Genomic DNA, 23,663 nt, shown 5'->3' on the forward strand with positions numbered 1-23,663 from the left:
GGATCAGCGGTCGGCGGGCAGCAGTCCGAAGCGCTCGGGAGCGTGGATGAGCGCGGGCTCGATGTCGAGCGTGTGCGTCAGGTGATCCACGATGTCCGCCGTGCCGAGGTAGCCCCCGAGAAGCGTGACGTGCGTCTGGATCTCGTCGTCGCACATCATCTCGTCGGCCCATGCGCAGGTGGCGCGAGCGAGGGCCTGTCCTGGTGCGCACGAGCGCCCGGAGCCCGGTGCGCCGGACCGCTGTCCGCGAGCGAGCCACGTGACGGTCATGCGTCCGGGAGCCTCGACCACGCCGATGTCGGATGCGTCGGGGACCTCGATGAAGATGCGGCCGGATGCGCACAGAGGAAGAGTGGCCAGGAACATCTCGAGGTCGGCGAGCGAGTGCTCGTCAGCGGTCACCAGGTGGTGCGCACGGCGTCGCGCTTCGCGGCGCTGGGCACGCGTGCTGCGGAGCTCGAGGGAGGTGTTCATGGTGTCTCCATCGTACACCAAGTGAAGGCTTGCCTAACCTTCCTCGACGAGTGCCTTCTTCAGAGCTGCCAGCTCGGCATCCGTCATCCCGTTCGCACGCAGATAACCGGCTGCCGAACCCCAGCGCTCGTCGACCTGCTCCAGCAGCGCACGCATCACGGGCGCCGGCGACTGCGTCGCGAGGGCGACGGCGTGCACCGCCTCGGGATGCTGCGACCGGAGGTAGTCCGCGATGCGCTGCGACCGCTGCGCCGGCAGCTGCGACTCCGTGAGCGCGTAGTCGGCGATCACAGCCTCGCGATCAGCGCCGACGGCGGACAGCGCGAGCGCGACGGTCACGCCCGTCCGGTCCTTGCCCACAGTGCAGTGCACGAGCGTCGGCTTGCCCTCGGCGATGATCCGGATGGCGTCGACCAGACGCTCCCCGCTCTCCTCGAGCAGGTGCAGGTAGAGGTCGTCGAGGCTCGTGTCCGCCTCGAAGAACGAGCGCACCGACCCAAGGAACAGCGGAAGGTGCGTGGTCTCCGGGCCCTCGATCTCGGTCGGCTCCGCCGCGACCTCTTCGCCGTCGCGCAGATCGACGATGTGCTGGATGCTGCTCTGCAGCGCGGTCGCACCGCGGGGCGTCGCACCCGACAGCTGCCCGGATCGCAGCAGCACGCCCGAGCGGATCCGTCCGCCCTCCGCGGGGATGCCGCCGACGTCGCGGACGTTGTTGACGCCGTCGATGTCGAGGATCGTCATGCCTGCGCCTGCGGGGTACGAGGCGGCACCGGGTAGCGTCCGGCGATGACGATGCGGTTGAAGGCGTTGATGGAGACGCATGCCCAGCTCAGTGCCGCGTACTCCTTCTCGGTGAACACGCTCCCCACCAGGTCGTAGACCTCGTCGGACACACCGTCGTCGGCGATGAAGGTGAACGCCTCGGCGAGCTCGAGCGCTGCGCGCTCCCGGTCGCTGAACACGCCGCTCTCACGCCAGACCGGGATCTGGGTGATCGTGTCGGTGTCGAGACCGGCCTTGAGCGCCCGATCGACGTGGAGTCGGGCGCAGTAGCTGCATCCGTTCAGCTGCGAGCAGTGGATCATGACGATCTCCTTGAGTCGATCGTCGATGCCGTTGGCGGCGCAGATGTCGCCGACCGTCCTCGCGAACGCGTCGAGCGCCTGATACGCCGCCGGCTCGGTCTTGGAAAGGTGCACGCGCGTCTCGCTCATGTCTCCATGATATTCGTCGCGCGAACAGGGCGCCCTCGGTCATCGACAGGCGGTGAAATGCGAAATGCTCAGCACCAAGAAGGATGCCTAGTGAATATGTCCGTAGATGTCCGCACATTGCTTGTCATATCGCTCCGCAATTTCCTGCCGCCGAATCCGAGGAGCAGAATATGGACGTGGCGATCGACATCACCGAGTTCAGCTATCTTCCCGCACAGGCCGAAGCCCTGGGCGTCCCTCTCCCCCCGGTCGAGCGCGTGACGCTCCCCCTCCCCGGTGGTCGCACAGTGAGCGCGCTACGCTTTGGGATCGAGGCACCACGGGTCACGCTTCTGCACGGCGCCGGGCTGAACGCGCACACCTGGGACACCACCTCGCTCGCCCTGCAGCAGCCGCTGCTCGCGATCGACCTGGCCGGCCACGGAGACTCCTCCTGGCGGACCGACGCCGACTACACTCCGCGCACGCTCGCCGTCGACGTCGCCGCTGCCCTCGATGCCTGGACCGCACAGCCCCAGCTCGTCGTCGGGCAGTCTCTCGGCGGGCTCACCGGCGCGGCCCTCGCCGCGGCTCGACCGGATCTCGTGTCGGAGCTCGTCGTGGTCGACATCACCCCGGGCATCGACGTCAGCGCCGGGCCCGCCGCGCTGCGCGCCTTCTACGAAGGGCCCACCGACTTCGCCACTCGCGATGAGCTCGTCGACAAGGCGATGTCCCTCGGCTTCGGGGGCACCCGACCGGAGACCGAGCGCGGCGTCTTCCTCAACACCCGCGTGCGGCCGGACGGGCGCATCGAGTGGAAGCACCACTTCGCACATCTCGCTGCTCGAGCGCTCGCTGCCCACGATCCGGGATCGGCCGTCGCCCCCTCCGCGCTGCACGAGACCGGCTGGGACGACCTGACGGCCGTACGCGCCCCGATCACGCTGGTGCGCGCCACCCGCGGCTTCGTCAGCGAGGCGGATGCCGCGGAGCTGCAGCGCCGCATCCCCGAGGCGCGCGTGGTCGTCGTCGACGCCACCCACAACGTGCAGGAGACGGCGCCGACGTCGCTCGCCGACCTCGTCGTCTCCGCCGCAGCCGGCACCTCCCCCGGCACCGGTTTGTGACGATTCGTTCCGCATCCGCCCCGCATCCCTCCCGCCATCCCTAGGCTCGATCCAACGGCACACAGCAACTGCCGCACCGAGAGGAAACGCCTCATGTTCCGACGCACCCGACGTCTCGCGCTGATCTCCGCCCTCGCGGCGACCGCCGTCATCCTCAGCGCCTGCTCCGGCACCCCCGCGGAGACCCCGTCCTCGTCTCCCGGGAAGCCCGACCCAGACGCGACCCTGCACGTGGGACTCGTGCTCGAGCCGACCAACCTCGACATCCGGCACACCAGCGGCGCCGCCATCGAGCAGATCCTCATCGACAACATCTACGAGGGTCTCGTGACCCGCACGCAGGACAACGAGATCGAGGGCCGGATCGCCTCCGACTACGAGGTGTCCGCCGACGGGCTCACCTACACGTTCACACTGAACGACGGTGTCGCCTTCCACGACGGCACCCCGCTCACATCCGCCGACGTCGTCGCCTCCTACGAGACCGTGCGCACCGACGCGACCGTGCAGGGCAACGCGGAGTTCGCCTCGGTGGCCTCGATCACCGCGCCCGACGCCACGACCGTCGAGATCGTGCTCTCCGCGCCGAACCAGAACTTCCTGTTCGTCCTCACCGGGCCCGCGGGACTGATCTTCAAGTCCGGTGACACGACGGACCTGAAGACGGCAGAGAACGGCACGGGTCCGTTCACCCTCACACGCTGGAACAAGGGCAGCACGATCACCTTCGCGCGCAACGAGGCCTACTGGGGCGAGGCGGCCGGTGTCGCCGAGGTGGAGTTCCAGTACATCCCCGACTTCACGGCCGGTGTGAACGCCGCACTCGCCGGCGACGTCGACGTGCTGACGGCGGTGGACCCGAACCTCGCGTCGCAGCTCGAGGACTCCGGGGACTTCACGCTCACCAAGGGCCGCACCACCGACAAGGCGACGCTGGCCTTCAACAACAAGAAGGCGCCGCTCGACGACGTGCGCGTGCGCGAAGCCCTGCGTCTGGCCATCGACCATGAGGCCCTGATCGAGGCCGTCGGAGCCGGCACCACCCTGTACGGACCGATCCCGGAGCTCGACCCCGGTTACGAGGACCTCTCCGACGTCATCTCGTACGACCCGGAGAAGGCCAAGGAGCTCCTCGCCGAAGCCGGCCAGGAAGACCTCGAGCTCACCCTCACCATCCCGAGCTTCTACGGGACGACCGTGCCGAAGGTCCTGATCTCGGACTTCGCGAAGGTCGGTGTGACCCTCGAGGTCGATTCCGTGGAGTTCCCCGCCTGGCTCGAGGACGTCTACACCAACCACGACTACGACCTGAGCTTCGTGCTGCACGTCGAGCCGCGGGACTTCGGCAACTTCGCGAATCCGGACTACTACTTCGGCTACGACAACGCCGAGGTCCAGGGGCTCTACGAGCAGGCGCAGGCCGGGGTGGATCCCGACAAGTCCGCCGAGCTCCTCGCGCAGGCCGCCCGCATCGTATCCGAGGACCACGCCGCGGACTGGCTGTACAACGGCGAGACCCTCACCGCAGTGAGCCCGATCGTGGCCGGCTTCCCCGAGGACTCGATCAACTCGCGCATCAACCTCGCGGGCGTCACCGTCTCCGCCGAGAAGTAGGAGCGGTCGGCCCTCCGTGCTCCGCTACGCGCTCGTCCGAGGAGCCCTGCTCATCGCAGGGCTCCTCGTGTCGAGCGTGCTCATCTTCCTGACGCTGCGGGTCTTCCCCGGCGACGTCGCGCAGCTCATCGCCGGGACGCAGGCCTCCCCCGCCGAGGTCGACGCCCTGCGCGAATCGCTCGGACTCGATCGCCCGCTCCTCGCGCAGTACACCGACTGGATCGGCGGCATCTTCCGGGGGGATCTCGGCACCTCGCTGCTCTCCGGCGCCTCCGTCGGTGAAGAACTGTTCCTCAAGTCGCAGGTCACCGTCCCGCTCGGGATCATGTCGCTGCTGATCGCTATCCTGATCGCCGTGCCCTTCGGGATCGTCGCGGCGCTCCTCCGCGGCCGTCGCGGCGGCACGGCGCTCAGCGTCGGTGCCCAGACGCTCGCGGCCGTCCCCGTCGTCTGGGCGGGCATGATGCTGATCGTGGTCTTCTCGGTCTGGCTCGGCTGGCTGCCGCCGCAGGGGTTCCCGCGCACCGGCTGGTCGACGCCGGGAAAGGCCATCGAAGCTCTGCTGCTCCCTGCGCTCACGATCGGGATCGTCGAGGGCGCGATGCTCATGCGCTTCGTCCGCAGCGCCACGCTGCAGGCGGCCGGCCAGGACTTCGTCCGCACCGCCGCCGCGAAGGGTCTGACGCGCACCAGGGCGCTGATCCAGCACGGCATCCCTGCGGTGGGTCTGTCGATCATCACGGTCCTGGGACTCCAGGTGGCCGGGATCATCGTGGGATCGGTCGTGATCGAGCAGCTGTTCACGCTGCCCGGCATCGGACGGATGCTCGTGGCCGACGTCGGCACCCGCGACCTGATCAAGGTGCAGAGCGAACTGCTCGTGCTCACCGGATTCGTGCTCGTGGTCGGCTTCCTCGTCGATCTGCTGCACCGCGCGATCGACCCCCGACAGCGGGAGGCCGCATGATCCCCCGCTGGCTGACGAGGCTCTGGGCGACGGCGACCGGTCGCTTCGGGCTCATCGTCGTGGCGATGATCGCCGTCACCGCGCTCGTGTCGTCGTTCTGGACGCCGTTCGATCCGCAGTCGTCGAACATCGGCGACCGCTGGCTGCCGCCCAGCTGGCCGCACCTGCTCGGCACCGACGACACCGGTCGCGACATCCTCAGCCTGATCATGGCCGGGGCACGGACGGCCGTGTTCGTCAGCGTCGGCGCCGGCGTGGTGGCGACCGTCATCGGCATCTCCCTCGCAGCGCTCGGAGCCCTCACCACGCGCTGGGTGCGAGAGACCGTCGCCGTGTTCGTCGACATCCTCATCGCGTTCCCCGTGCTGCTGATCGCCATGATGATCTCCTCCGTCTGGGGCGGATCGCTGTGGGTCGTCATCTGGGCGGTCGGGATCGGCTTCGGCGTCAACATCGCCCGTGTCACCCGTCCGGAGCTGAGGCGGGTGCAGCAGAGCGACTTCGTGCTCGCCGCCCGCGCATCCGGACTCACCCCCGCGCAGAGCCTCGCCCGGCACCTGCTTCCGAACGTCGCACCGGTGTTCATCGTGCAGCTCTCCTGGTCGATGGCCGTCGCCGTCCTCGCCGAGGCAGGGCTGTCGTACCTCGGCTTCGGCGCATCGGTGGTCGAGCCGAGCTGGGGCATCCTGCTGGCCGACCTCCAGCGGTACATCGGCGTCCATCCGCTCTCCGTGATCTGGCCGGGCCTGACCATCACCGTCACGGTCCTCGCCCTGAATCTGCTCGGCGACGGGCTGCGCGAGGCGACGGACCCGACTCTGCGTCACCGTGCGGCGGAGCTGCACACCCCGGCGGTGGTCGCATGACGCTCGCCGTGCAGGACCTGGTCATCGACATCGACGGGCGTCGGGTGGTCGACGGCGTCTCCTTCGACGTGCCGGACGGCTCGCGCCTCGGGCTGATCGGCGAATCCGGCTCCGGCAAGTCGCTCACCGCCCTCGCCGTGCTCGGACTCCTCCCCGAGGGGGCCACCGCGAGCGGCAGCATCCGCTGGAACGGCACCGAGCTGATCGGCATGCCGGATCGCGAGCTCGCGAAGCTGCGCGGCGACGACATCGGCATCGTCTTCCAGGAGCCCCGGACCGCGCTCAACCCGATCCGGACCGTCGGACGACAGATCGCGGAGTCCATCCGGATCCACGAGGGGCTCGGCCGCCGCGAGGCCCGAGACCGCGCGATCGCCGAGGCGGAACGCGTTCGCCTGCCCGATCCGGCGTCGATCGTGGACCGCTACCCGCACCAGCTCTCCGGCGGCCAGCGGCAGCGCGTGGCGATCGCCATGGCCCTCGCATGCCGTCCGCGACTGCTGATCGCCGACGAGCCGACCACGGCGCTCGACGTCACGATCCAGTCCGAGATCCTCTCGCTGCTGCTGTCGCTCGTCGCCGAGGAGGGCATGTCGCTCGTCTTCATCACGCATGATCTCGCCGTGCTCGCGCAGGTGGCGACGGAGGGCGTCGTCCTGGAGCACGGACGCGTGACCGAGGCGGCACCCGTGTCCACCCTCCTGACCGCGCCGACGTCTCCCGTCACCCGGGCTCTGCTCCGTGATGCGACCGCCACGCTCTGGCGACCGGATGGCGGCGCGTCATGAGCCTGATCGAAGCGCGGGATCTGAGCCGGGACTTCGTCGTCCCGAAGCGCTCCTCCTTCGAGCGCACGCGCCGGCAGACCGCACTCGCGCCCACCGATCTCGACGTCGTCGAAGGATCGTCGATGGGGATCATCGGCGAGTCCGGCTCCGGGAAGTCCACGCTCGTCCGCCTCCTGCTGGGGCTCGATCGTCCGACGACCGGGACCGTGAGCGTGGACGGGCGCGCCGTGGACGCCACGGCCTCCGCGAAGTCCCTGCACTGGCTGCGCCGCGAGACAGGGCTGGTGTTCCAGGACCCGTATGCGTCGCTGGACCCGCGGATGTCGGCGGGGCAGATCGTGCGCGAACCGCTGTGGGCACTCGGGATCGAGGGCGACCACCGGGCGAGGGTCCGCGAGGTCCTGGAGCAGGTCGGGCTGGAACCGGAGATGGTCGACCGCTATCCCCACGAGTTCTCCGGCGGGCAGCGCCAGCGGATCGCACTCGCCAGAGCCATCGTGCACCGTCCGCGAACCCTCGTCGGAGACGAGCCGCTGTCCGCTCTCGATGTCACGGTGCGCGCGCAGATCCTCGAGCTGCTGATCGAGCTGCGACGAACGACCGCCCTCACCCTGCTGCTCGTCTCGCACGACATCGGGGTCGTGCAGAACCTGTGCGACGCGGTCGTCGTGATGAAGGACGGCCACATCGTCGAGCGCGGCTCCACGAAGGACGTGCTCCTGCACCCGCAGGAGGCCTACACGAAGAAGCTGCTGTCGGCGATCCCGGTGATCCCCGGCTCCACCGGTCGTTGAGCGAGCGAAGCGAGACGAAACGTCTCAGCCCTTCGATCCGAACAGGCTCCCCCGCCGCCGCCCCACGGGCTTGAGCACACGTCGCATGTACACGGTCCCGAGGTCGCGCCCGAACTTGTAGCCCACGCGTCCCATCCGCCCGGCCTCGACGAAGCCCAGCTTGGCGTGCAGACGGATCGAAGCCTCGGCTCCGCTGTCGCTGATGACCGCGACCATCTCCCGCAGTCCGATCTGCTCGCAGGCGTCGATGAGCGCTTGCAGCAGGGCCGCACCGAGCCCCTTGCCGCCGGCACCCGGACCGAGGTAGATCGAGTCCTCGACCGTGTAGCGGTAGGCGTTCTTGCCCGCCCAGGGCTGCGCGAGCGCGTAGCCGATCACCTCGCCCCGCGATGAGACCGCGACGAGGAACGGCAGCTTCAACCGCTCGAGGAGCGCGAACTTGTCCCGCCAGTACGGGATGCTGCTGCGCCGCTCGTCGAGCGTCACTGCGGAGTTGCTGACGAAGTGGTTGTAGATCTCCCGGATATGGGCGAGGTCGTTGGCGCGTGCAGGACGGATGACGTACGAGAACACCTCCGGTGCCGCCTCCGGGCGCAGGTGGCGCGGCAGGACACGACGACGGTCTCCCGGCTCGAACTGCATGGGTTCAGCTTAGGGAGGAAGGCGCGTCGCCCTCCACTCTCCAGTCCACCGGATCTGCACCGAGCTCTTCGAGCAGTGCGTTCGCCCGCGAGAAGGGCCGCGAGCCGAAGAAACCGCGGCGCGCCGACAGCGGTGACGGGTGCGCCGACGCGATGACCGGCGTCTCGCCGAGAAGGGGCTGCAGATTCGCCGCGTCCTTGCCCCACAGGATCGCGACGAGCGGCTGCTCACGCGCCACGAGGGCCCGGATCGCGAGCTCCGTGACCTCCTCCCAGCCCCAGCCGCGATGCGACGCCGCCGCACCCGGACGGACCGTGAGGACGCGATTGAGCAGCAGCACGCCCTGGTCGCTCCACGCCGTCAGATCGCCGTGCGGCGCCGGTGGGATGCCGAGATCGCTCTCGCGCTCCTTGTAGATGTTCGCCAGGCTGCGCGGGAGCGGGCGCACCTCGCGGTCGACGGCGAAGGAAAGACCGATCGGATGCCCGGGCGTCGGATACGGGTCCTGACCGGTGATGAGGACCCGCACCTCCGACAGCGGCCGCTGGAAGGCGCGAAGCACGTTCTCCCCGGCAGGAAGATAGCCGTGACCGGCTGCCTGCTCGGCACGGAGACGCTCCCCCAGGGCGGTGATCTGCTCCTGCGCCGGCGCGAGCGCCTCGGCCCAGCCCGGATCGATCTGCCCGTCGGCGGCGAGCTCGGCGAGGGTACGGGCCATCGTCAGTCGATGGATCGCACGCGCAGTGGGCCGCGGGCGAGAAGGTGCTGCGCCGACTGGGCGACCGGACGCATCGTGATCTGGTCGAGGTTGACGTGCGCCGGCGACTCGAGCGCATAGGCGATGACGTCGGCGACGTCTTCTGCGAGGAGCGGCGCCTCGACGCCGGAGTACACGGCTTCGGCCGCCACCGTGTCGCCGCCGAGACGGTTCAGCGTGAACTCCTCGGTGTGCACCATGCCGGGAGCGACCTCGACGACGCGGACCGGCTCTCCGTTGAGCTCCTGACGGAGCACCTTGACGAGCATCGACTCCGCCGCCTTGGCGGCGTTGTATCCTGCACCTCCGGCGTAGGCCGTCTGCGCGGCCGTCGACGTGATGAACACGGTGTCGGCGTGCCCGTCCGCTGCCGCCGCGCGGCGCAGGAGCGGGAGGAGCCCTGCCACCAGACGCTGCGTCGCCAGCACGTTGGCGTCGAACATCCACTGCCAGTCGTCGATCGACGCGTCCTCCACGCGATCCGTTCCGCGCGCTCCGCCCGCGACCTGCACGAGGGCGTGCACGGGCCCGGACTTCTCGAGCTCGGCCACGAGCGCGTCGACCGCTGCGGCGTCGGTGAGGTCGCAGGCGATGGCCGAGGCCCCGGTCTCCTCGGCGAGCGCGGTCAGCCGGTCCTCCCGTCGGGCGACTCCGACGACATCCCATCCGCGGGCGCGGAGCTCGCGCACCGTCGCCGCGCCGATCCCGGAGCTCGCACCTGTCACCACTGCACGTCTGATCACCATGCCTCCACCGTACGATGTTCCCGCGCGATTTCGCGGTCCGGCACTGTTACGTCACATTTCCCGTCCCTTGTTGACACGAGCCGATGTTCCGTACTCTCGCTGCAACGGCATCCGCCATCCGACCTTCACACGTTCCAGGGGGAACACATGACCGCACCCGAGTCCTGGCGCTTCGAGACCAAGCAGATCCACTCGGGTGCCGCACCCGATCCGGTCACGAAGGCCCGCGCCACGCCGATCTACCAGACGACGTCTTACGTGTTCGACAGCGCGGACCACGCCGCGAACCTCTTCGCCCTCGCGGAGTTCGGCAACATCTACACCCGCATCCAGAACCCCACGCAGGACGTGCTCGAGCAGCGCCTCGCCGCGCTCGAGGGCGGCACCGGCGCCCTGGTCCTGTCCAGCGGTCAGGCGGCCTCCACGTTCGCCGTGCTCAACATCGCCGAGGCGGGCGACCACTTCGTCGCCTCGAGCTCGATCTACGGCGGAACGTACAACCTCTTCAAGTACACCCTCGCGAAGCTCGGCATCGAGGTCACCTTCGTCGAGAACCAGGACGACCCCGAGGAATGGCGCCGCGCGGTCCGCCCGAACACGAAGCTGTTCTTCGCCGAGACCATCGGCAACCCGCAGATCAACATCCTCGACATCCGCACGGTGGCCGACGTCGCGCACGAGAACGGCGTCCCTCTGATCGTCGACAACACGATCGCCACGCCGTACCTGATCCGCCCGTTCGAGTTCGGCGCCGACATCGTCGTGCACTCGGTCACGAAGTTCCTCGGCGGCCACGGCACGACCATCGGCGGCGTCATCATCGACGGCGGCACGTTCGAGTGGTCGAAGAACGTCGAGAAGTTCCCGGGTCTCACGGTTCCGGACCCCTCGTACCACGGCGCGAGCTACACCGCCGCGGTCGGCGACCCGCTCGCGTACATCATCAAGGCGCGCGTGCAGCTGCTGCGCGACCTCGGATCGGCCATCGCCCCGCAGAGCGCCTGGAACCTCATCCAGGGCGTCGAGACGCTGTCGCTGCGCATCGAGCGCCACGTGCAGAACGCACAGGAGATCGCCGAGTGGCTCGACAGCCGCGATGACGTCGCGACCGTCAACTACTCCGGACTGCCCTCTTCGCCGTGGTACGCCAAGGCGAACGAGTACGCCCCCAAGGGTGTCGGCGCCGTGCTGTCCTTCGAGCTCAAGGGCGGTGTCGAGGCCGGCCGCGAGTTCGTCAACAGCCTGTCGCTGTTCAGCCACCTCGCCAACATCGGCGATGTGCGCTCGCTCGTGATCCACCCGGCATCGACCACCCACGCCCAGCTCACGCCCGAGCAGCAGCTCACGGCCGGCGTCACTCCTGGCCTCGTGCGTCTCTCGGTGGGCATCGAGAACGTCGACGACCTCAAGGCCGACCTCGAAGAGGCTCTCGCCGCGGCTCGCCGCGTGTCGGAGGCCGCTCGCGCCTGATCCGCACACCGCGAGTGCACAGCACGGCCGCGCCAGAATAGGAGGTCTGCCCGAGGAGCGCACGATCGACACCACATCCGTCCGACCGACCACGCCGAGACCGTCCTCTCGGCGCTCCCGCGCGCGCACGCGACGGCTCATCGCGGTGGCCGGGCTGATCCTGCTGGTCGCGGTGATCTGCGTCTGGGTGCCCGGACTGATCGGCACGGCCGCGGCCGCCGCCCTGCCGTGGACCGGTGTCGCGCTCGCGATCGTGGCGGTCATCGCGCTGTTCCTCGCGCGTCGCGTGCTGCTCCTGCTGCTGGTCCCCGCTCTCGTCTGGGCAGTCGCGATCTTCCCCTCGCTCCCTGGTCCGGGCACCGGTCCGGCGACGGATGCCACGCCGCTGACCGTCGTCAGCCAGAACGTGCGCGCGCATTCCGGCGGCGCCGCCGCGTCAGCCGGCGATCTCGCGGCCCTCGGCGCCGACGTGATCGCCCTCACCGAACTGGACGGGGACAGCCTGACCGCGGCGAGCGCGGCGCTGGCCGAGGAGTACGCGCACTCGTACGCGATCGGGACGGTGGGTGTGTGGAGCCGCTTCCCGATCGACGACGCGGTGCCGCTGACTCTCGGACTCGACTGGAAGCGCGCACTCCGCGTCTCGGTGCGCACTCCGGATGCCGACGTCGCCGTGTACGTCCTGCATGCGGCATCGGTGCGCCCGGGACAGCAGCACGATCGCGACATGATGCTGGAGGGCATCGCCCAGGCCGTCGCCGACGACGAGGCCGGCTCGATCATCGTCGTCGGAGACTTCAACGCCGCGTCGGCGGATCCGGCCCTGAGCGCGGTCCGCTCCCGGCTCGACTGGGTCCGACCGACCGACGGCACCCTCGGCATGACCTGGCCGGCCGCCCTGCCCCTCGTCCGCATCGACCACGTCTTCGTGCGGGGCCTCGACGTGCATAGCTCCACGACACGACGCGCCGGGAACAGCGATCATCTCGCGACCGTGACGAGCGTCAGCGTCGGGATCCGGGACGCGGACTCCGCCCCGGGACCGTAACGTTCGACGCACCGGTCCCCCGCCAGGCGAGAATGGGAACATGGACTGGCAGACGACCTCCGAGGACACGGTGCCCTCAGCGCCCGTGACGGAGGCCGATGTGCGGCTGCTCCGTGCTCGCCCTCCGGCGACCGGCGCGTGGCGCGACGGGGACCCCGTCGGCGGTCGGCGCTTCGGGAGCTTCGGCGCGTTCACGACCGAGAGCGGTGCGGTGCTTCCCGGCATCCGTCTCGCCTACGAGAGCTGGGGCGAGCTGAACGCGGCACGGGACAACGCCGTGCTCGTGCTGCACGCGCTCACCGGTGACAGCCACGTGCGCGGGGCGGCCGGTGCGGGTCATGCGACCGCCGGGTGGTGGGAGGACATCACCGGCCCCGGCGCTCCGCTCGACACGGACCGCTGGTTCGTGATCGCCCCGAACATGCTCGGCGGCTGCCAGGGCTCGACGGGGCCGGCGAGCGTCGCGCCCACCGGCTACGAGTGGGCCTCTCGCTTCCCCTACCTCACGATCCGCGACCAGGTGGCGGCGCAGGTGCGTCTCACCGATGCCCTCGGCATCGACCGGTGGGCCGCTGTCATCGGCGGCTCGATGGGCGGCATGCACGCTCTCGAGTGGGCCGTCACGCATCCCGAGCGCGTCGCGCGTCTCGCCGTGCTCTCCTCACCCCCGGTCACCACCGCCGACCAGATCGCGCTGAACACGGTGCAGCTCGAGGCGATCCGGATGGACCCGCGCTTCCAGGGCGGGGAGTACTACGACCTCGGCGACGGCGACGGTCCTCACCGCGGCCTCGCCCTCGCCCGGCGGATGGCTCTGCTGAACTACCGCAGTCCGATCGAGCTCAACCAGCGGTTCCAGCGCTCGTGGCAGTCCGGCGTCTCCCCGCTCGGCCACGGCGGTCGCTTCGCCGTCGAGTCGTACCTCGACTTCCACGGGAACAAGTTCACGCGCCGCTTCGATGCGAACAGCTACATCACGCTGGTCGAAGCCATGAACTCGCACGACGTCGGGCGGGATCGCGGGGGTGTGGAGGAAGCTCTGCGCGCCGTCACGGCCAGGACCCTCGTGATCGGCATCGACAGCGACCGCCTCTTCCCCGTGGACGGACAGCAGCGCATCGCGCGGAGCATCCCGGATGTCGTCGGCGGCGAGGCGGTCGTGCTCACCAGTGACTTCGGGCATGACGGCTTCCTCATCGAGACGGAAGCCGTCGGCACGCACCTGCGGCAGCTGCTCGCCGACTGAGCCCGAGGCTCAGCTCCGTACGAAGCGCCAGGGCAGGGTTCCGGCCTCGAGTCTTCCCTGCTCCCAGGCGAAGGCGCGCCCGGCGTCGGTGTCGAGCACGCGCGTCTGGAAGAGCTGCGCAGCACCTGCAGAGGACAGCGCCGACGCCGCGTCGACGAAGCCGGTGAGCTGGTGCAGGGTGATCCACGTCGGCGGGAAGAGCACCCACTCACCGGCGGCGTGTCGCGCCAGAGCGTCGGCCGGGCTCGCCCAGGTGAGCTCCGCCACCTCGTCCGCCGACGCCACAGGCTCCGCAACGGGAGCCATCGCGAGGAAGAACCAGGTACGGATCCGCGTCGGCGCCTCGAGCGGCGGACGCCACTCCGACAGCGGCACCAGGTCCGCGACCGCGAGGCCGACCTCTTCGCGGGTCTCCCGGATACCGGCGCGACGCGCGTCGTCGCTCTCGGCCTCGCCGATACGCCGATCGGCCGGCTCGACCTTCCCGCCTGGGAAGACCCACGCACCGGCGAACGACCCGCGATCGGGACGGCGGATGAGGAGCACCTCGAAGCCGGGATCGGCAGCACGCAGCAGCACGACGGTGCCCGCCACGGGCAGGGATTCGTCGGGAGAGCTCACCCCGCCACTCTAGGACGCGACGAGTACAGCAGCGGAGGCGCGGCGCGCTTCGAGGCGGTACGACGCCAGGGCGATCAGCAGTCCGGCGACGGCGAGCCCTGCTCCGGTCATGGCCGGGGCCGTGAACCCCCAGCCCAGGGCGATGACGACGCCGCCGAGGAAGGCTCCGAGGCTGTTGCCGATGTTCAGGGCCGAGTGGTTCATCGCGGCGGCGATCGACTGGTTGTCCCCCGCGACATCCATCAACCGTGTCTGGATGGTCGGGCTCAGAACCGATGAGACGAATCCGACGATCAGCACCATCAGGCACAGAGTCACGATCCAGAACGACAGCACGGCGAGCAGGACGAACGTGGCTGCCATCACGGCGAGCCCGATCAGCAGCGTGCGGCGCAGGTCGATGTCGGCGAGGTGGCCGCCCACGAGGTTTCCGATCGTCATGCCGATGCCCATCAGGACGAGCACGATCGGCACGGCCCATTCCGGCGACCCCGCCACCTCGGTGACGACCGGTGCGATGTAGCTGTAGACGGCGAAGAAGCCGCCGAATCCGATCGCTCCGACGCCGAGCGTGAACCACACCTGCGGGATGCGGAACACCCCGAGCTCCTGGCGCATGGTGCGGCCCGGCGACCCGGGGTGCGCGGGCACGAACAGCGCGATGCAGAGCGTGGCCAGGGCGAAGACGAGCGCCACGACCGCGAATGCGGTGCGCCACCCCCACTGCTGGCCGAGGAAGGTGCCCAGCGGTACACCGACGACGTTGGCGACCGTCAGCCCCGTGAGGATGAACGCGACGCCCTTCGCCCGGTTGCCCGGACCCATCACATCGGCCGCGACGAGCGCGCCGATGCCGAAATAGGCGCCGTGCGGAAGGCCGGCGAGGAAGCGCGAGATCCCGACGAGCTCGAACGACGGGAGCACCACGGTCAGGGCGTTGAAGACCGTCAGAGCCAGCGCCAGCACGATCATCACGCGATGCCGCGGGTACCGCGCGACGAAGCCCGCGATGGTCGGGGCGCCGATGACGACGCCGAGCGCATACAGGGAGATGAGCCAGCCGGCCTGGCTCAGTGCATCTTCCGGGCTCGCCGCCCAGAGGGTGGGCAGCAGGTCTCCGGCGATGTCGGGCAGCAGGCCCATGACCACGAACTCGGTCATGCCGATGCCGAAACTGCCGATGGCGAGAGAGAGGAGCGCCCTCTTCGCCGCACCCCTCGATTCTGTCGAGGGATTCACCGGATCAGCTTACCGGTCCCCGGACTCCTCGATCCGCCCCGTCCGGTCGAAGCTCATGAAGACATCGACCTCGTCCTCCCGGTCGACGACGAAGCCGTGGCGCTCGTAGAGGCGCCGCGCGGCGCTTCCCTGCAGCACGTTGAGCCGATAGAGCACGTCGTCCTGCAGGACCATCGACAGGATGCGTCCGCCGACGCCACGCCCCTGGTGCGATCGAGCCAGGTAGAAGTGCTCGATCCAGTGGGTGTCGTCTTCGCGACGCACGGCGATGCAGCCGACATCCTCGCCGTCGACGACCACGATCCGCGTGACCGATGGGTCGTAGGCGTCGCGGAGCCGCTGCCGCACGCGGACGGCGTCATAGCGCCCGAGACGCTCCAGGTCTGCGCGGAGCACGATCGCGCGGAGATCGGCGAGCCAGTCCAGGTCCGCAGACTCCGCAGGGCGGAGAGTCACCTCCGCGCGAGCGCGACGGTCAGTCATCCGCCCCGTCGATCGCCGCCTCGAGCCGCTCGATCTTGGCATCGAGCTCTCCGGAGTACCCCGGACGGATGTCGGCCTTGAGCACCAGCGAGACCCGTGAGCCGAACGGCATCACGGCCTCGGTCGCGCGCTTCACGACGTCCATCACGGTGTCCCAGTCAGGCCCCTCGACCTCGGTGAACATGCTGGTGGTGCGGTGCGGCAGGCCCGATTCGCGGACGACGCGCACCGCCGCGGCGACGGCATCGTGCACGGAGTCGTCGGTGCGCTCGGCACCGCCGGCGGGGGTGCCGCTCGGGGCGACGGAGAAGGCGATCAGCATGGTTCACTCCCTGGTTTTCGAAGGTCGGTGGGCGGGCACACGGGCGAGCGCCCGGATGCCGACGGCGAGAAGCACGAGGAGAAGGACGTTGCGCAGCGTGAGCACCAGGACCGGCAGCAGCTCCGCCCGCAGCAGCGCGTCATAGCTCAGCGGATAGACGAGGCAGGTCAGCGCGCACAGGGTCAGCACGATCAGCGCGGGCACGCGGGCCCGGATGCCGTCGAAGACGATCCACAGCACGACGGGTGCGATCAGCCAGGTCTGGAACTGCGGCGAACCGACCTTGTTCGTCACGATGAGCACGACGACCAGACTCAGGGCGAGCGGCGGGAAGAGCCGGGCGAAGGATGCTCCGCGCGCGGCCTTCACGGCGCCGATCGCGGCCACGGCGGCCGCGGCGATGATCATGAGCGGCGTGAGGATCGCGGTGACCGCCTCCGTGCCGGACCCGGTGATCTGGAACGTCAGGATCTCGAAGCTGTACTCGATGCGCGCGGAGCCGGCGACAGCAAGCCACAGGAACGGCGTCGCCGCCACGGCCTCGATCTGCAGTCCGCGCCCCGTCTGCTCGGTGAGGAAGCCGAACACCTCGGTGTCCGCCCCGAGCAGCAGCAGCACCACGACGACACCGGCGCTGACGGCTGCGGCGGCGAGCAGCATCCGGATCCGCGCACGGACGGCCAGGATCGCCGCCAGGACCAGAGCACCCGGCCAGATCTTGATCCAGGCGCCGATCGTCAGCAGCGCGACGGCCACGACGGGTCGCGACGCGAGCCAGAGTCCGCCGATCACGGCGAGCGGGACGGTGATCGCGTCGATCCGGTAGATCGCGATGGGACCGAGGAGCAGGACGGCGGCGATCCAGAACCACGCGGCGACGCGCCGCGGCCGGGACGGCGCTCGTCCGATCAGGACGCCGAACGCGACAGCGTCGAGCACCGTGACCAGAAGCGCCCAGGCGACCAGGTAGGCACCGGAGACTCCGAGAAGCGGCACGAGCGGCGCGGCCAGTCCCGCGGTCAGCAGCATCGGCACGAGGGCGAGCTGTGGATAGACCCACGTATCGCTGACACCCATGATCGCTCCCCCGCCGATCGCCGACGACGCCCAGGGCTCATAGACCAGGACGACGTCGCCCATGGGCTGGCTCGGATACACCCAGCCCAGCGCGGCCGTGACGAGGTGCACGAAAAGGAAGACACACCACAGCACGACCACGCGGGTCGTCCGGGTCCGGCTCACGCCAGGACGTCCGCGATCGCGGACGGGAGAGCATCCGCGACATCCATCGCGACGATCGGGTGTCCCGGTGCGCCCTCGAGCACACCCGCGGCGATGCGGGCGGCATGGCCGTGCAACCACGCTCCCGCCGCTGCGGCCTCCGCCAGAGAGGCGCCGGGATTGGCGGCCGTGACCGCGCCGAGAGCGCCGGCGAGCACATCCCCGGTCCCTGCCGTCGCCAGCCAGCCGGTCCCGGCTTCCACGGCGATGACGGCTCCGGACGGGTCGGCGATCAGCGTTCGAGCGCCTTTGAGCAGCACGGTTCCACCGATCTTCGCGGCGACCTGGGACGCCGCCTCGGCACGGTCGTCGCCCGACGAGGGCACCCGCAGACGCTCCCGCAGCCTCGAGAACTCGCGCGCGTGCGGCGTCACGAGGAAGGGAGCGCGCGTGCCAGGCGCGAGGTCGAGTGCCCCGGCGTCGATGATCACCGTGACCGACCCGGAGAGGATCTCCCGCAGCGCCAGGGTCTCGGTGTCGCTGCGCTCCCCCGGATCCGTGCCCGACCCGATCACCCAGACGTCCACCCGCGTTCCGCCCGCGTCGGGACCGGCGACCGTCTCCGGACGACGAGCCAGCACGGCATCCGCCACTCGGGACGCCCCGACGTACCGGACGAAACCGGCACCTGCCCGCCACGCGGCCTCGACACCGAGGACGGCGGCACCGGGGTAGGCGGGCGAGCCGGTGCGCAGCGCGACGACGCCACGAGCGTACTTGTCGTCGTCCGACGTCGGCACCCGGAGGAACCGCGCGGTATCGCTGCGTGTCCACTCGCGCACCTCGACCATGACTCCACGTTAGCGGGACGGCCCCCGCCCCGCGCACGCGGGGGTAACGTCGAACGGTGAGCCTCCTTTTCTCCCCGCTGACCATCCGATCCGTCACGTTCCGCAACCGCCTGTGGGTGTCGCCGATGTGCATGTACAGCGCCGTCGACGGCGTCGTGCAGGAATGGCACCACAGCCATCTCGCCCAGTTCGCGTCCGGCGGCGCGGGGCTCATCGTGGCGGAGGCGACCGCCGTCGTGCCGGAGGGTCGCATCTCGCCGCGCGACGTCGGACTCTGGAACGACGACCAGCGCGACGCCTGGGCTCCCATCGTGCAGGCGATCCACGATCGCGGTGCGGTCGCCGGGATCCAGCTCGCCCACGCGGGTCGCAAGGCCTCGACCTGGTGGCCGTGGGCGGAGAGTCGCGGCTCGGTGCCGTCCGACGAGGGCGGGTGGACGACGAGCGCACCGTCCGCCGTCGCCTTCGAGGGCTTCGCCGATCCGGCCGCGCTGGATGCCGCAGGGATCGACCGCGTGGTCGACGCCTTCGCCGCGGCCGCCCGACGCGCGGTCGACGCGGGCTTCGACGTGCTCGAACTGCACGGGGCGCACGGCTACCTGCTGCACCAGTTCCTGTCGCCGCTGTCGAACCTCCGCGACGACGAGTACGGCGGGTCGCTGGACAACCGCGCCCGACTGCTCCTGCGCGTCGTGGACGCCGTCCGCGCCGAGGTCGGCGAGGAGGTTCCGCTGTTCGTGCGCATCTCGGCCACGGACCACGCCGACGGCGGCTTCACCGCCGACGAGGCGGCTGTGGTCGGAGACTGGGCGTCTCAGCACGGCGCGGACTTCATCGACGTCTCCAGCGGCGGGCTCGTCGCCCACCAGCGGATCGAGGTCTTCCCGGGCTACCAGGTCCCCCTCGCCGAGACCGTCCGGCAGGGAGGACGCATCCCGGTCTCGGCCGTCGGACTCATCACGGCGGCGGAACAGGCCGAGCAGGTGCTCGCCGGGGGCGCGGCCGATGCGATCTTCGCCGGACGCGAATGGCTGCGCGATCCGCATTTCGGCCTCCGCGCGGCGCACGAGCTCGGCGCCGAGGTCGCCTGGCCGCCGCAGTACGACCGCGCACGCTGGCGCTGACCGGCGCCGTGCCGGACGAAGGCCGCCGCCCCGAGAACCGGGACGGCGGCCTTCGTCGTGAGGCGTGCGCGGTCAGCGTCCCCGGATGCGACGGGTCGCGTCCTGCACCTCGCCGACGAGCTCCTCCAGGATGTCCTCCAGGAACAGCACGGCGGTCGTGCGGCCGTCCGCGTCGCGCACCTTGGCCAGATGACGACCGGCACGGCGCATGAGCGCGAGGGCGTCCTCCAGATCGGTGTCCTCCTGCACGGGGACCATGTGGTGGATGCGCTTCGCCGGAAGCGGCTCCACCAGCTTCTCGGCGGCGTCCGGGCCGTCGGAAGCCCGCAGGATGTCCTTCAGATGGACGTAGCCGACCGGCACGGCATCCGCATCGACGATCACGTAGCGGGAGAACCCGTATCGGGCGACCGCCTTCTCGATGTCATCGGGTGTCGTCGACTGCGGCAGCGTGATGAGGTCGCTGAGCGGAACGGCCACGTCGCGCGCCTTCTTGTCCGTGAACTCCACGGCGGCCGCCACGGTTCCCGCGGTATCGGTCAGCACGCCCTCTCGGCGCGACTGATCGACGATGGTCGCGACCTCGTCGAGCGTGAAGGTCGAGGCGGCCTCGTTCTTCGGCTCGACCCGGAACAGTCGCAGCACGCCGTTGGCGGCCGCGTTCAGGAGCCAGATCACCGGCATGAAGATCTTCGACACCCACACGAGCGGGGTCGCCAGGATCAGCACGGCCCGGTCCGGCACCGAGAACGCGAGGTTCTTCGGCACCATCTCGCCGAACACGACGTGCAGGAACGAGACGATCAGCAGCGCGATCGTGAACGACACCACATCGACGACGCCGTCCGACCAGCCGAGCGCGTGCATCGGCACGGCGAGCAGGTGGTGGATCGCGGGCTCGGAGACGTTCAGGATCAGCAGCGAGCAGATCGTGATGCCGAGCTGCGATGTCGCGAGCATCAGCGTCGCGTGCTCCATGGCATAGAGCGCGGTCTTGGCAGCGCGCGAGCCCTCCTCGGCGCGCGGCTCGATCTGCGAGCGACGCGCGGAGATGACCGCGAACTCGGCACCGACGAAGAACGCGTTCGCGACGAGCAGCACCACGAGCCAGGCGAGTCCTCCCCAATCGTTCATCGGGTGGCCTCCTCTGCGGTGTGGTGCGGTCTCGGGACGTATCTCACGCGGTCGACCCTCCGGCCGTCCATCCGGACGACCTGGAGCATGCCGCTGTCGACCGTCACCTCGTCTCCGACGGTCGGCACGCGCTCGAGCACGCTCATGACGTACCCGCCGACCGTGTCGTAGACGTCGCCCTCCGGAACCACGACTCCGGCGCGGCTGCGCAGCTCGTCCGGTCGCAGCTCACCCGGGAACATGATGCCGTCGCGCCCGCGGACGATGCCGGCCCTCGTGCGGTCGTGCTCGTCCGACACCTCGCCGACGAGCTCCTCGACGAGGTCCTCGAGTGTCACGAGACCCGCGGTGCCGCCGTACTCGTCGACGACGATGGCGAGCTGGTAGCCGCGAGCGCGGAGCTCGGAGATGAGACCGTCGACGTGCACGGTCTCCGGGACCCGGAGCGCGTCCGTCGCGAGAGCGCCCACCGGTACCTCCGCGCGACGCTCACGCGGCACCGAGATGGCCGCCTTCAGGTGCACGACGCCGGAGATGTCGTCGAGGTCGTCGTCGTAGACGGGGAAGCGGCTGTGGCCGGTGCGACGTGCCAGCTGGATGACGTCATCGGCGGAGTCGCCCGCGGCGAGCGCATGCATGCTCGGCCGAGCCGTCATCACATCGGCGGCGCTGAGCCGCGAGAAGGTGAGCGTGCGGTCGAGCAGGCTGGCCGTGTCGGCCTCGAGCAGCCCCGCGTTCGCGGAGCGGCGGACGAGGGACGAGAGCTCCTCGGCGCTGCGCGCACCGGAGAGCTCCTCCTTGGGCTCGATGCCCATGCTGCGCAGCACACCGTTCGCGCTGCCGTTGAGCACCACGATGGCGGGCTTGAACACCGTCGTGAACGCGACCTGGAAGGGGATGACGAGCTTGGCGGTCTGCCGCGGCAGCGCCAGCGCGAAGTTCTTCGGGACCAGCTCGCCGAGGATCATCGACAGCACCGTGGCGACCAGCATCGCGACGATCGTCGCGATCGGAGCGACGGCAGCCTCGGGGATGCTCCAGGCGAGGAGAGTCGGACGGAGCAGGTTCGACAGCGCGGGCTCCATCGTGTAACCGGTGAGGAGCGTCGTCAGCGTGATGCCGAGCTGCGCCGACGAGAGATGCGTCGACGTGTGCTTGAGAGCGCTGATCGTGAGCGAGAGCCGGGATTCGCCTCGTGCCTGACGCGCCTCGAGGTCGGCGCGGTCGAGATTGACCAGCGCGAACTCGCTCGCGACGAAGAGGCCGGTGCCGACCGTGAGCAGGAGCCCCACGCCCAACATGATGTAGTCCATCAGAGGTTCCTCTCCGGTGAGAGAGGCGGACAGTGGGGCGATGTACTGCAACTGGGAGGGTCGTCCATTATGCGGACGATTCTACAGAACCCGGCGGGGAGCGCGACTCGGTTACCAGCTGACCGGGAGCGCCTTGCCCTCCTCGTATCCCGCGGCCGACTGGAGGCCGACGAGAGCCCGGTCGTGGAACTCCGGCACCGACGACGCGCCGGCGTACGTGAACGACGAGCGCACGCCCGAGGTGATCATGTCGAGCAGGTCCTCCAGTCCGGGGCGGAGCGGATCCAGGTAGATCGTCGACGAGGAGATCCCCTCGGCGAAGAGCTCCTTGCGCGCACGCTCGTAGGCGTCGAGGCGGCCGAACCGCGCTTGGACCGCCTTGGTCGAGGCCATGCCCCACGATTCCTTGAAGATCCGTCCCTCTCCGTCGCGCTGCAGTTCCCCCGGCGCCTCGATCGTGCCGGCGAACCAGGAGCCGACCATGACGGATGCCGCGCCGGCGGCGAGCGCGAGCGCCACGTCGCGGGGGTACCGCACCCCGCCGTCCGCCCAGACATGGGCCCCGAGCTCTCGCGCCGCCTGCGCGGTCTCGAGCACCGCCGAGAACTGGGGTCGCCCGACCGCGGTCATCATGCGCGTCGTGCACATCGCGCCGGGGCCCACGCCGACCTTGAGGATCGACGCTCCCGCATCGACGAGGTCGCGCGCGCCGTCGGCGGTGACGATGTTCCCCGCCACGATCGGCAGGCCCAGGTCGAGGTCGGCGACCGCGCGCAGCGCGCGCAGCATCCCTTCCTGGTGCCCGTGGGCGGTGTCGACCACCAGCACGTCGACCCCGGCGCCGGCGAGCGCCTTGGCCTTCGCGGCCACATCCCCGTTGATACCGACAGCGGCGGCGACGGCGAGGCGGCCGTCGGCGTCGAGCGCCGGACGATACAGCGTGGAGCGCAGCGCGGTGCGCGCGCTCAGCGTTCCCACCAGATGCCCGTGATGGATCACGGTCACCATCTCGACGTCGGCATCCGTGATCACGTCGAAGGCGTGGCGTTCCGAGCCGATGTCCTCCGCGTCGATCGATGGGACGCCGCTGTGCACGAGATCGCCCAGCTGCGCATCCGGGAGCGCCGTGGCCAGCCGCGTCGCCGGAAGGATGCCGAGCACCCGGCCGACCTCGATCGGCGCCTCGCCGCGGGCGACGACGATCCCGTGCCCTGCGGTCGGCGGGAGCAGACGGAGCGCGTCGGCGACGGACGCCTCCGGCGGGAGCACGATCGGCGTGTCCCAGAGCACGGGCTGAGCCTTGACGTCGCGGATCGCGGCGTCCAGGTCCTGCAGCGGCAGGTCCTGCGGAAGCACGCCGAGTCCGCCGCGGCGGGCGAGCACGGCCGCGAGACGCGGACCCGTCACCGAGTTCATGTTCGAGGCCACCAGGGGCAGCGTCGCCGGTGTCCCGTCCTGCGGCGCGAGATCGACCTGGAGACGACTGGTCACCGCGGATCGGCGCGGAACCAGGAAGACGTCCGAATAGGTCAGATCGACGGTCGGCTGCGCACCTGAGAAGTTCATGTCTCCACGGTACTCAGATCGCCGCGCGGTCGGCACACGGCTTCGACGATT

25 protein-coding genes are annotated in these 23,663 nt (G+C 70.0%); 10 read left to right on the plus strand and 15 right to left on the minus strand.

Annotated elements, in window-relative coordinates; all coding sequences use genetic code 11:
• Positions 1 to 3: 3 nt before the first annotated feature.
• Genes DC434_RS11005 through DC434_RS11015 form a run of 3 tightly spaced genes read right to left on the minus strand, consistent with a single transcriptional unit; the run spans position 4 to position 1,691 of the window.
• The gene (locus DC434_RS11005; RefSeq protein WP_116635305.1) at positions 4 to 474 is read right to left on the minus strand and encodes an SIP domain-containing protein; all 471 of its coding nucleotides are present in this window, start codon (positions 472 to 474) and stop codon (positions 4 to 6) included.
• 33 nt (positions 475 to 507) lie between these two features.
• Positions 508 to 1,218 (minus strand): tyrosine-protein phosphatase, encoded by a 711-nt coding sequence (locus DC434_RS11010; RefSeq protein ID WP_116635306.1) that lies wholly within the window; start codon positions 1,216 to 1,218, stop codon positions 508 to 510.
• Positions 1,215 to 1,691 carry a carboxymuconolactone decarboxylase family protein gene (locus DC434_RS11015; protein ID WP_116635307.1) on the minus strand — a complete coding sequence of 159 codons (477 nt, stop codon included), beginning with the start codon at positions 1,689 to 1,691 and terminating at the stop codon, positions 1,215 to 1,217. The genes DC434_RS11010 and DC434_RS11015 overlap by 4 nt, the downstream gene beginning before the upstream one ends.
• A 170-nt stretch (positions 1,692 to 1,861) precedes the next feature.
• On the opposite strand from DC434_RS11015, the gene DC434_RS11020 reads away from it, so the two are divergent.
• The 6 genes from DC434_RS11020 (at position 1,862) to DC434_RS11045 (ending at position 7,829) form a co-directional block, all read left to right on the plus strand.
• Entirely contained in the window at positions 1,862 to 2,800 is a 939-nt protein-coding gene (locus DC434_RS11020) for an alpha/beta hydrolase (protein ID WP_116635308.1), read from the plus strand.
• Positions 2,801 to 2,893: 93 nt separating this feature from the next.
• Positions 2,894 to 4,414, plus strand: a complete 1,521-nt coding sequence (locus DC434_RS11025) for an ABC transporter substrate-binding protein (RefSeq protein ID WP_116635309.1) — start codon at positions 2,894 to 2,896, stop codon at positions 4,412 to 4,414.
• A 16-nt stretch (positions 4,415 to 4,430) separates the two neighbouring features.
• The gene (locus DC434_RS11030) at positions 4,431 to 5,381 is read left to right on the plus strand and encodes an ABC transporter permease (RefSeq protein WP_116635310.1); all 951 of its coding nucleotides are present in this window, start codon (positions 4,431 to 4,433) and stop codon (positions 5,379 to 5,381) included.
• On the plus strand, positions 5,378 to 6,247 hold the full coding sequence (locus DC434_RS11035) for an ABC transporter permease (protein WP_116635311.1): 870 nt from the start codon (positions 5,378 to 5,380) through the stop codon (positions 6,245 to 6,247). Before DC434_RS11030 ends, DC434_RS11035 begins: the two co-directional genes overlap by 4 nt.
• Positions 6,244 to 7,035, plus strand: a complete 792-nt coding sequence (locus tag DC434_RS11040; RefSeq protein WP_116635312.1) for an ABC transporter ATP-binding protein — start codon at positions 6,244 to 6,246, stop codon at positions 7,033 to 7,035. Before DC434_RS11035 ends, DC434_RS11040 begins: the two co-directional genes overlap by 4 nt.
• A complete protein-coding gene (locus tag DC434_RS11045; RefSeq protein WP_116635313.1) occupies positions 7,032 to 7,829 on the plus strand; it encodes an ABC transporter ATP-binding protein in 798 nt (265 codons plus the stop codon). Before DC434_RS11040 ends, DC434_RS11045 begins: the two co-directional genes overlap by 4 nt.
• Positions 7,830 to 7,853: 24 nt before the next feature.
• Here the strand turns inward: DC434_RS11045 and DC434_RS11050 are convergent, their stop codons facing one another.
• Genes DC434_RS11050 through DC434_RS11060 form a run of 3 tightly spaced genes read right to left on the minus strand, consistent with a single transcriptional unit; the run spans position 7,854 to position 9,974 of the window.
• Complete coding sequence (locus DC434_RS11050; protein ID WP_116635314.1) at positions 7,854 to 8,471, minus strand: GNAT family N-acetyltransferase; 618 nt, start codon at positions 8,469 to 8,471, stop codon at positions 7,854 to 7,856.
• Between the two features lie 4 nt (positions 8,472 to 8,475).
• Positions 8,476 to 9,189 (minus strand): uracil-DNA glycosylase, encoded by a 714-nt coding sequence (locus DC434_RS11055; RefSeq protein WP_116635315.1) that lies wholly within the window; start codon positions 9,187 to 9,189, stop codon positions 8,476 to 8,478.
• 2 nt (positions 9,190 to 9,191) lie between these two features.
• On the minus strand, positions 9,192 to 9,974 hold the full coding sequence (locus DC434_RS11060) for an SDR family oxidoreductase (RefSeq protein ID WP_207769950.1): 783 nt from the start codon (positions 9,972 to 9,974) through the stop codon (positions 9,192 to 9,194).
• Between the two features lie 147 nt (positions 9,975 to 10,121).
• On the opposite strand from DC434_RS11060, the gene DC434_RS11065 reads away from it, so the two are divergent.
• The 3 genes from DC434_RS11065 (at position 10,122) to DC434_RS11075 (ending at position 13,738) form a co-directional block, all read left to right on the plus strand.
• Positions 10,122 to 11,444 carry a bifunctional o-acetylhomoserine/o-acetylserine sulfhydrylase gene (locus tag DC434_RS11065; RefSeq protein WP_116635316.1) on the plus strand — a complete coding sequence of 441 codons (1,323 nt, stop codon included), beginning with the start codon at positions 10,122 to 10,124 and terminating at the stop codon, positions 11,442 to 11,444.
• 145 nt (positions 11,445 to 11,589) lie between these two features.
• The gene (locus DC434_RS11070) at positions 11,590 to 12,492 is read left to right on the plus strand and encodes an endonuclease/exonuclease/phosphatase family protein (RefSeq protein ID WP_165808052.1); all 903 of its coding nucleotides are present in this window, start codon (positions 11,590 to 11,592) and stop codon (positions 12,490 to 12,492) included.
• 40 nt (positions 12,493 to 12,532) lie between these two features.
• Positions 12,533 to 13,738, plus strand: coding sequence for a homoserine O-acetyltransferase (locus tag DC434_RS11075; protein ID WP_116635318.1), 1,206 nt, complete (start codon positions 12,533 to 12,535; stop codon positions 13,736 to 13,738).
• Between the two features lie 9 nt (positions 13,739 to 13,747).
• Here DC434_RS11075 and DC434_RS11080 read toward each other — a convergent pair whose 3' ends face one another.
• Genes DC434_RS11080 through DC434_RS11105 form a run of 6 tightly spaced genes read right to left on the minus strand, consistent with a single transcriptional unit; the run spans position 13,748 to position 18,475 of the window.
• The gene (locus DC434_RS11080) at positions 13,748 to 14,359 is read right to left on the minus strand and encodes an NUDIX domain-containing protein (protein WP_116635319.1); all 612 of its coding nucleotides are present in this window, start codon (positions 14,357 to 14,359) and stop codon (positions 13,748 to 13,750) included.
• 9 nt (positions 14,360 to 14,368) lie between these two features.
• Positions 14,369 to 15,598 carry an MFS transporter gene (locus DC434_RS11085; RefSeq protein WP_116635320.1) on the minus strand — a complete coding sequence of 410 codons (1,230 nt, stop codon included), beginning with the start codon at positions 15,596 to 15,598 and terminating at the stop codon, positions 14,369 to 14,371.
• Between the two features lie 9 nt (positions 15,599 to 15,607).
• On the minus strand, positions 15,608 to 16,081 hold the full coding sequence (locus tag DC434_RS11090) for a GNAT family N-acetyltransferase (protein WP_116635321.1): 474 nt from the start codon (positions 16,079 to 16,081) through the stop codon (positions 15,608 to 15,610).
• Positions 16,074 to 16,403 (minus strand): thiamine-binding protein, encoded by a 330-nt coding sequence (locus tag DC434_RS11095; RefSeq protein ID WP_116635322.1) that lies wholly within the window; start codon positions 16,401 to 16,403, stop codon positions 16,074 to 16,076. Before DC434_RS11095 ends, DC434_RS11090 begins: the two co-directional genes overlap by 8 nt.
• A gap of 3 nt (positions 16,404 to 16,406) precedes the next feature.
• Positions 16,407 to 17,645, minus strand: coding sequence for a hypothetical protein (locus tag DC434_RS11100; RefSeq protein WP_243408893.1), 1,239 nt, complete (start codon positions 17,643 to 17,645; stop codon positions 16,407 to 16,409).
• Positions 17,642 to 18,475, minus strand: coding sequence for an NAD(P)H-hydrate dehydratase (locus DC434_RS11105; RefSeq protein WP_116635324.1), 834 nt, complete (start codon positions 18,473 to 18,475; stop codon positions 17,642 to 17,644). The genes DC434_RS11100 and DC434_RS11105 overlap by 4 nt, the downstream gene beginning before the upstream one ends.
• Positions 18,476 to 18,531: 56 nt before the next feature.
• Between DC434_RS11105 and DC434_RS11110 the strand changes: the two genes are divergently transcribed.
• The gene (locus DC434_RS11110) at positions 18,532 to 19,599 is read left to right on the plus strand and encodes an NADH:flavin oxidoreductase/NADH oxidase (RefSeq protein WP_116635325.1); all 1,068 of its coding nucleotides are present in this window, start codon (positions 18,532 to 18,534) and stop codon (positions 19,597 to 19,599) included.
• Between the two features lie 72 nt (positions 19,600 to 19,671).
• Here DC434_RS11110 and DC434_RS11115 read toward each other — a convergent pair whose 3' ends face one another.
• The 3 genes from DC434_RS11115 to DC434_RS11125 all read right to left on the minus strand — a co-directional run bounded on the left by DC434_RS11115 (position 19,672) and on the right by DC434_RS11125 (position 23,612).
• Positions 19,672 to 20,733 carry a hemolysin family protein gene (locus tag DC434_RS11115; protein WP_116635326.1) on the minus strand — a complete coding sequence of 354 codons (1,062 nt, stop codon included), beginning with the start codon at positions 20,731 to 20,733 and terminating at the stop codon, positions 19,672 to 19,674.
• Complete coding sequence (locus DC434_RS11120) at positions 20,730 to 22,046, minus strand: hemolysin family protein (RefSeq protein WP_116635327.1); 1,317 nt, start codon at positions 22,044 to 22,046, stop codon at positions 20,730 to 20,732. Before DC434_RS11120 ends, DC434_RS11115 begins: the two co-directional genes overlap by 4 nt.
• 111 nt (positions 22,047 to 22,157) lie before the next feature.
• Positions 22,158 to 23,612 (minus strand): GuaB1 family IMP dehydrogenase-related protein, encoded by a 1,455-nt coding sequence (locus DC434_RS11125; protein WP_116635328.1) that lies wholly within the window; start codon positions 23,610 to 23,612, stop codon positions 22,158 to 22,160.
• Between the last annotated feature and the right edge of the window lie 51 nt (positions 23,613 to 23,663).

It is taken from the genome of Microbacterium sp. TPD7012 (assembly GCF_003075395.1).
GTDB lineage: Bacteria > Actinomycetota > Actinomycetes > Actinomycetales > Microbacteriaceae > Microbacterium.